The 7,970-nt window shown below is 46.2% G+C and carries 7 protein-coding genes; 3 read left to right on the forward strand and 4 right to left on the reverse strand.

What is annotated here, in order from left to right:
- The 4 genes from B3O33_RS09435 to B3O33_RS09450 form a co-directional block, all read right to left on the reverse strand.
- Positions 1-1,223, reverse strand: a 1,223-nt coding sequence (locus tag B3O33_RS09435; RefSeq protein ID WP_292363494.1) for an MFS transporter, incomplete at its 3' end; no start/stop codon positions are given.
- A 328-nt stretch (positions 1,224-1,551) separates the two neighbouring features.
- Positions 1,552-2,487 carry a sodium-dependent bicarbonate transport family permease gene (locus tag B3O33_RS09440; protein ID WP_292362448.1) on the reverse strand — a complete coding sequence of 312 codons (936 nt, stop codon included), beginning with the start codon at positions 2,485-2,487 and terminating at the stop codon, positions 1,552-1,554.
- 104 nt (positions 2,488-2,591) lie between these two features.
- Positions 2,592-3,344 carry an endonuclease/exonuclease/phosphatase family protein gene (locus B3O33_RS09445; protein ID WP_292362449.1) on the reverse strand — a complete coding sequence of 251 codons (753 nt, stop codon included), beginning with the start codon at positions 3,342-3,344 and terminating at the stop codon, positions 2,592-2,594.
- A 155-nt stretch (positions 3,345-3,499) separates the two neighbouring features.
- Positions 3,500-4,042 carry an ATP-dependent zinc protease gene (locus B3O33_RS09450; protein WP_292362450.1) on the reverse strand — a complete coding sequence of 181 codons (543 nt, stop codon included), beginning with the start codon at positions 4,040-4,042 and terminating at the stop codon, positions 3,500-3,502.
- 212 nt (positions 4,043-4,254) lie between these two features.
- Here B3O33_RS09450 and htpG point away from each other — a divergent pair, with 212 nt between their 5' ends.
- From htpG to B3O33_RS09465, 3 genes are all read left to right on the forward strand, one after another.
- A complete protein-coding gene (gene htpG / locus B3O33_RS09455; RefSeq protein WP_292363506.1) occupies positions 4,255-6,162 on the forward strand; it encodes a molecular chaperone HtpG in 1,908 nt (635 codons plus the stop codon).
- A gap of 244 nt (positions 6,163-6,406) precedes the next feature.
- Positions 6,407-7,438 (forward strand): DUF2157 domain-containing protein, encoded by a 1,032-nt coding sequence (locus B3O33_RS09460; RefSeq protein WP_292362452.1) that lies wholly within the window; start codon positions 6,407-6,409, stop codon positions 7,436-7,438.
- 158 nt (positions 7,439-7,596) lie between these two features.
- Positions 7,597-7,970, forward strand: a 374-nt coding sequence (locus B3O33_RS09465; RefSeq protein ID WP_292363495.1) for an Hsp33 family molecular chaperone HslO, incomplete at its 3' end; no start/stop codon positions are given.

Here is a 7,970-nt window from a genome sequence, read left to right on the forward strand (position 1 = left end):
TGTTGATCAAACATCATGTTCAACGCCTGGGCACTGGTTTGCACCATGGGTTCAAAATGGGCGCTCTTACCGCTGACCAGGTCGATGACATGGCGTCGACGGTAAGTCGTATAACCAGCAAGCATCAATAACACGATTCCAATATAAACCGGTAGACCATGAGCGCCAACTACGGTCATTAACCAACCAGCAATAATCGGCGCAAATGCACAGCCTGCACCATGCAAAACCAACATATCAGATGAGCCGGAGACAATTTCATCGGGATGCAGCTGATCAATTAACTGAGCAACTGCCAACGGATAAATGGAAAACGACAAACCGCCCCAGAGAAAAAAGATGCCGAACAGGAAGCGTTGTGAAGGAGCGATAGTCATTAATAGCGCCAGTATCGCTGCCATGATCACCACCCAGGTCATCACTTTAGGTCGGTCATGTTTATCGGAATAACGTCCAATGGGGATTTGTAAAACAGCCCCACCGATAATCGTCAAGCTCATAATCGTCGCAATGCCGCTGATGCCATAACCCAGTTGAGTGGCATAAATGGGTGTCATTGCCCAGAAAGCCCCCATGGCCAATCCTGACAAAAATGCGCCGGCAACTGCCAGAGGCGCAATTTTCAATAACGTTTTAAGACTGCTTTTAGGTCTTTCAGTGGCAATATTCGGTTGATTACGTCGCGTTAATGTTAATGGCAGAATCGCCCAGCTCACCAGAATGGATACCAGAGCGAATAATAAAAATCCTTCTGGCGAATCAAGATGCAGCATCTGTTGTGCAACGGCAAGTGCGCCCAGGTTGACCACCATATAAAACGCAAAGATTCGGCCACGTTCATGGCTGGCGGCCTGACTGTTAAGCCAGCTTTCAATCACCGTCATCAGTGTGATGTATGCCAGACCATAAAAAAAGCGAAAGCCCATCCAGGCCCATTGATCAATAACGATAATATGTAACAGAGTGGTGGTGGCACAGACTGAGGCGCAGAAAGCAAAGGTGCGAATATGTCCCATCCGGCGAATTAAACGACCGCTGACCCAGGTACCACAGATAAATCCGACGAAATAGGCCGACATGATCATGCCCATCACGGCACTGGTAAAGCCTTCACTGGTCCCGCGCAGAGTGAGCAGAGTACTGATCAACCCATTACCAAGTAGCAGCAGAGCGACGCTCCACAATATTGATTGAATGGGTTTTAGCAGTGTCAGAGATTGCATGTTGTGCTCCTTCTCTTTCTCTGAATGTCCGTTTTGTTTCTTAATGAATCAACACGCACCAAAATAAGGCTGTGATTGACTTGGATAAAGATAGCGTTCCGGAGTGCGATGCATGACTAAAACCGCATTCTATCGGCCTTCACAGGCTAAACCTGCTCTCCGGATTCTCCTGCTCTGAAGATTGTTTAAAGACACATGCAATTGTCGAACCGCATGAAAATGTTGAGAGATGCGCAGATTGACGATGGCCTGTTGATCTTTCATCGCCACAAACGCCGAAGCGGTTCTGAGAGATCAACAGGCCATCGTGCCGGGTATGGAAGGATATTTAACCAATCAGGCTGTGATACAGCGGAATACCGATGATGACATTAAAAGGGAAAGTCAGCCCCAGTGCTGCCAGCATGGCTAATCCAATATCCGCTTGTGGAATGGCCGAGCGAACAGCCACTGGCGCGGCAATATAGGAAGCACTGGCTGTCAAACTTGCCAGAATTAATACAGAGCCATTAGGCAGGCCAAGCAATTTACCGGTGAACAATCCTGCCAGGGCCAGAATGGTCGGAGCGACGATGGCAAAAATCACCACCGGAATTTTATCGCGGGATAATTTGCTCAACGCTTCTGCGGCGACAATTCCCATTTCCAGGAGGAACAGGGCCAGTACGCCCATAAATGCACCGGTGTATAGATCGGTCACCCCAGCCCCTTGCCTCGGACCGTACATCCAGCCGATTATCACGCCCCCAACCAGCAAAATCACGCCTCTATTGGTTAAAGACTCGTGCAATATGCTCAGCATGCCACCGGATGAGGCTTGTTTAACACCACTAAAATGCCTGTACAGCATTAAACCGATAACAATAGCGGGTAATTCCAGTAACACCAGATAAAGGGTGACCTGACCACCGATAATCATTTGATTGCTCTCGGCATAAGCGAGTGCAACAGCAAAGGTACCGGCACTGACCGAACCATAATGTGCAGCAAAACTGGCACTGTCTGCCAGGTTCAAACGCACCACTTTCCACAGCAGGGGAAATAAAATCAGCGGTATCAAAAAACCTAACAAGGCAACTGATAGCAGTTCTGGTAGCAGGCCCCAGCCCATATTGCCATGTAAGGCCATACCACCCTTGAGACCAATGGTCAGCATTAAAAGCAGACTTAAAACATCGTAAGCCGCTTTGGGAATAGCCAGATCGGATTTAACCAGACCACCGACTAAACCTAACAAGAAAAACATGACAACTATGTCAGGCACAAGCACTCCTTGAAATTAGACCTTAGGCAAGAAGCCTATTGTAACGATCTAACCAGATATCTCCGAAAAAATATTCAATAGAGGAAATTTGATAGGGCTTGTTTTTAAAACTCAAACGCTGCAATGAGCGGCGCATGGTCTGATAACATTTTCCAGGAGGAGTGGGGAGGGCATTCGCAAAAAGTGGGCTCAAGGCCACGATAATAAATACGATCCATTTTAAAAATCGGCATCCATGACGGCCATGTACGGGCATGTCTTTTGTGCAGAGTCCGAAAGGCTTCTTTCAAATCAAGGCGTTGAGTGAAGTGTTTTTCCGCCTGACCATTCCAGTCATTAAAATCACCGGCAACAATCAGTGGCGCATTATGGGGAACATGCTCATCAATACGTTCACACAGCGTTTGCAGCTGGCGTTTACGTTCGGTTCCAGTCAGACCAAGATGCAGACAGACGATATGAAGTTCATTTTGGGTATCGGGAATATGAATGACGCCGTGCAACAAACTACGGCTGGCCCAGGAATACGGAGAAACATTGATATTTTCCCAGCTTTGCAGGGCATATTTACTGAGAATGGCATTGCCATGATGCCCCACGCTATACACCGCATTTTTGGCATAGGCAAAATGCGGCCACATATCTTCAGCAATAAAGTCACAGTGAGGACAATCCGGCCAATGCTGATGTTTCTGCTGATGACCTATGTGTTCACCCTGAATTTCCTGCAACAGCATAATATCGGCATCCGCTTTTCGCAGGGCTTCCCGCATTTCATGCAGGATGAACTGCCGATTGCCGGTATTAAAGCCTTTGTGCAGGTTATAAGTCAGGATTCTAAGTGATTGTTTGGACATTCCATCTCTGAAAAAAGCTTAAAGCAATACAGTAACATCTCTTTTGGGTAGAAAATATGACCTATATTAAGTCCATTGAATCGTAACCAAAAAAACGCCGGTTCAACGATGAACCGACGTTATGTAATGTGGCTTATGTAATAGCGATCAGAGAATCAAGGTTGTACCTCGGGAAGTTCTTCCGGATCTTTTTTTGCCAGTTTCACTTCACATTCCGGGGATGCAACCATTTTTTCCGATGAACTCACTAATAAGGAATTTTCCAGGAAGTTGCGTCCGACCAGAATCGGGAACGTCATACGACTGCGGTCAGCCAGCGTAAAGCGGCTTTCTTCATAATGATTACCTACACATAAGCCCATCTCTACAACATAACGGGTTTGTTTGCCGCTGGCCTGTTTGATAGTCACTTTATCCACGATTGGGCGTGTCAGGATATGTTCATTATCTTCGTGATCTATAAATGTGAAACGGATCCGTTCCTCCCCGTTTTCTTCGAAAACCCGGGTATTAACGGCATACATTGAGTTTGTTGCAGCTCCCGTATCAATCCGTGCTTTGGTCTGGATTTCGCCAGGAAATAATGTAACGATTTCCTCATGGCCCAGAACCGATTGTTCTTCGATATCGACTTTGCTTTCATTGGCATGGGCTGTGAAGCCGAAAGCCAATAACAAGCTCAAAGTGAGTTTACGCATGGTGTCTATCCTTTTCATTTTTTTCTGGAATTGGGTGGGCATCATGGCCGAAAACAGGCTAACACATTAACGTTAAATCGAAGCTTAAATGCGTTTAAATGCCTGAATTCTCAAATTTTTACGATTTTTGCTATGTCGTACTCTTGATATCCAATCCTGCTAACCCCATCTGTGAGCTATCGTTAAAACAGCCAGATGGAGGCAACACAGAAATGGGCGTTGATGCACATAAGGAAACAATGGGTTTCCAGACAGAAGTTAAACAACTTCTCAACCTGATGATTCATTCGCTTTACAGCAACAAAGAGATCTTTCTGCGTGAGCTGATTTCCAATGCGGCCGATGCCGCGGACAAGTTGCGTTTTGAAGCCTTGTCCGATGATGCTTTATATGAAGAAGATGGCGATCTGAATATTCGCGTCGCTTTTGATAAAGAAGCCCGTACCATCACCATCAGTGATAATGGTATTGGCATGACCCGTCAGGAAGTTATCGACAATATCGGTACCATTGCCCGTAGCGGTACCAAAGCATTTTTCGGACAGTTAACCGGTGATCAAGCCAAAGATTCACAGTTGATTGGCCAGTTTGGTGTGGGTTTTTATTCCGCATTTATTGTTGCTGATAAGGTGACACTGAAAGCCCGCTGTGCCGGCACCACCAAAGAACATGGTGTGATGTGGGAGTCAGCCGGAGAAGGTGAGTTTAATATTGAAACCATTGAAAAGCCGACACGTGGAACGGAAGTGACGCTGCACCTGCGTGAAGGTGAAGACGAGTTTCTTAATGGCTGGCGTCTGCGTAACGTGATTCGTAAATATTCCGATCACATCAATCTGCCAATCGTTATGTTGAAAGAGCCTGTGCCTGATGAAGAAGGCAACATCGATGAAAGCATTATCGAAGATGAAACCGTCAATAAAGCCACGGCATTATGGACGTTGTCTAAAAACGACATTACTGAAGAGCAGTACAAAGAGTTCTACAAACAAATCGCCCACGACTTCCAGGATCCAATGAGCTGGAGCCATAATAAAGTCGAAGGTAATACCGAATACACTTCACTACTGTATATCCCATCCAAAGCACCTTTTGATCTGTGGGATCGTGACCGCATGCACGGCATCAAGCTGTATGTAAAACGTGTCTTCATCATGGAAGACAGCGAACAGCTGATGCCTCGCTATCTGCGTTTTATTCGCGGAGTGATTGATACCAACGATCTGCCATTAAACGTATCGCGTGAAATTCTGCAAAGCAGCAAAGTCATCGACACTATTCGTGCCGCTTCAGTGAAGAAAATTCTCTCTGAACTGAACAAAATGGCGAATAACGAACCGGAACAATATGCTGAATTCTGGAAAGAATTCGGTCAGGTGATCAAAGAAGGTCCGGGCGAAGACTTTGCCAACAAAGAAACGTTGGCGAAATTACTGCGTTTTGCCAGCACCGAATCCGGCAATGACGAGCAAACTGTTTCCCTGGAAGACTATGTCAGCCGGATGAAAGACAAGCAGGACAAAATCTATTACATCACTGCCGAAAGCTATGCGGCGGCGAAAAACAGCCCGCATCTGGAAGTGTTCCGTAAGAAAGGTATTGAAGTCCTGTTGCTGACGGATCGTGTCGATGAATGGCTGGTCAATTCTTTGACCGACTTTGATGGCAAACACCTGCAATCGGTTGCTAAAGGCGATCTGGATCTGGGTGAGCTGGAAGACGAGGAAGAGAAAAAAGCCCACGAAGAAGTTGAGAAAAACTTCGAAGATCTGGTTGAGCGGGTCAAGAAAACACTGGATGATAAAGTCAAAGATGTACGTATCACTCATCGTCTGACCGATTCACCCGCCTGTCTGGTAGCCGATCATTACGATATGAGCGGTAATCTGGAACGTATGCTGAAAGCGGCTGGCCAACAGGTCTCTGCCAGCAAACCGATTCTGGAACTCAATCCGGAACATCCAATGGTCGCCAAACTGAAAGATGAACAGAACGACGAACAATTCGGTGACTGGACTTCAATCCTGTTTGACCAGGCCTTATTGGCCGAAGGCGGACAACTGGAAGATCCGGCCAGCTTCGTGAAAAAACTGAACGCAATGCTATTGCAACGCGCTTAATCTGAAATCAGCCCATTACTCTGAGTTGTACGAGTAATGGGCTTTTTCATCATATCTTCCCCTGACTGCTTAAACTTAAAGCCTAATTTTCGGCTCTAAAAACATTTGTTCATGGTAGGTTGGGTTGAAGCATGTAACCCAACAATCCACCCCTGTTTTCATCACACTTGCCAAAACCCCACGATCGAATCACAATCTAATTCCTCGAAAAAAAACACTCTAACCATCGCGAAGGACAGCGCTGATGAATATCACTAAAAAACAGCTTGATTCAGCTGTTAAACAACAGCTTATCTCCCAGGATCAGGCAGAAAAGCTATTCGAATTTTTTAAATCCCAACCATCGTCTGGTCCCAGTTTTGACTTTACCCATGTGCTTTATTATATGGGCGGCTTGATTGCCATTGGGGCGATGACCCTGTTTATGACCCTGGGCTGGGAAAGCTTTGGTGGCTGGGGGATATTCTTTATCAGTCTGGCGTATGCCGGTGTGGGACTCAAACTGGCTAATCGTTTTCAAACAAAAGGTTATGCCATTCCTGCCGGGATTTGTGCGACCTTTGTGGTGGCACTGACACCTCTGGCTTTTTATGGCTTACAGCAGGGGATGGGCTGGTGGCCGGATGAGAGTGTTTATCGTGATTACCATCGTTATATCCAGTGGCATTGGTTATATATGGAATTGGGTACATTGATTGTGGGCGCAATGATTTTTTATCGCTACCGTTATCCATTTTTACTGATGCCAATTGCCGTGACACTATGGTATCTGTCGATGGATATTGCCGCCATGATGGTTGGTGGCTATGCCAACTTTGAACTGCGTGCTTTGGTGTCGATGTACTTTGGTCTGGCGATGACACTGTTTGCGTTCTGGGTAGATATGCGGGGTTACAAATCAGGTGATTATGCTTTCTGGTTATATCTGTTTGGTGTGATAGCGTTCTGGGGCGGTATGACCTCACAATACTCTGATAGTGAGTTGGCTAAATTCATCTATTTCAGTATTAATCTGTTGATGATTGGTATTGGTGTAGTGATATCACAGCGGGTATTTGTGGTATTCGGTGCACTGGGCTCGGCCTTTTACCTTGGGCATCTTGCCAATGTGGTTTTCAAGGACAGTCTGCTGTTTCCTATTGCACTGACCGCTATCGGTCTTGGGCTGATTTATCTGGGTGTTTTGTGGCAGAAACATGAACAACAAATCAGTGAGAGCATTCAGGCCCATCTGCCAGTGACACTAAGAGAATTTCTAGCTGCTAAAAAACGCTGAATGCAGATGCTTAAAGCAGATTCCTGCTTTAAGCATTTATGGCTTGATCTTCTTCACCATAAGCCCCACTTGTTATCAGATACGTTAAAATGCCGGTTAATCCCCGGTATTTTTATTTGCCACATAACCACCCGCTAGATGCAGTATGAGGAATCATCATGCAAGACGACGCCATTCAGGCAGATCATTTACAACGTTTTATTTTTGATAATGCCGCTATTCGTGGGGAATGGGTGCAACTCAAGCAAACCTGGCAGATCGTTAAAGTTCAGCGCGAATACCCACCGGCAGTGGCTTCCTTGCTGGGGCAAATGCTCTCTGCTGCGGCATTACTGGCTGAAACCGTCAAAATGTCGGGTCGACTGGTGTTGCAATGCCGTTCTGATGGTCCAGTTTCGCTGCTTATGGTTGAATGTACCAGTGACCATACTTTACGAGGTCTGGCGAACTGGGAGGGGGAAATTGCTGATGACGCCACCATGCAGGAGTTGTTAGGTGAGGGGAATCTGGCGATTACCATTGAAAATGTAGC

The organism is Methylophaga sp. UBA1464 (assembly GCF_002325665.1).
Classification (GTDB): domain Bacteria; phylum Pseudomonadota; class Gammaproteobacteria; order Nitrosococcales; family Methylophagaceae; genus Methylophaga.

Coding starts and splice junctions, on each gene's coding strand:
- B3O33_RS09445 (WP_292362449.1), bottom strand. CDS start 3,344: ATGTCCAAACAATCACTTAGAATCCTGACTTATAACCTGCACAAAGGC.
- B3O33_RS09460 (WP_292362452.1), top strand. CDS start 6,407: ATGAATATCACTAAAAAACAGCTTGATTCAGCTGTTAAACAACAGCTT.
- htpG (WP_292363506.1), top strand. CDS start 4,255: ATGGGCGTTGATGCACATAAGGAAACAATGGGTTTCCAGACAGAAGTT.
- B3O33_RS09450 (WP_292362450.1), bottom strand. CDS start 4,042: ATGCGTAAACTCACTTTGAGCTTGTTATTGGCTTTCGGCTTCACAGCC.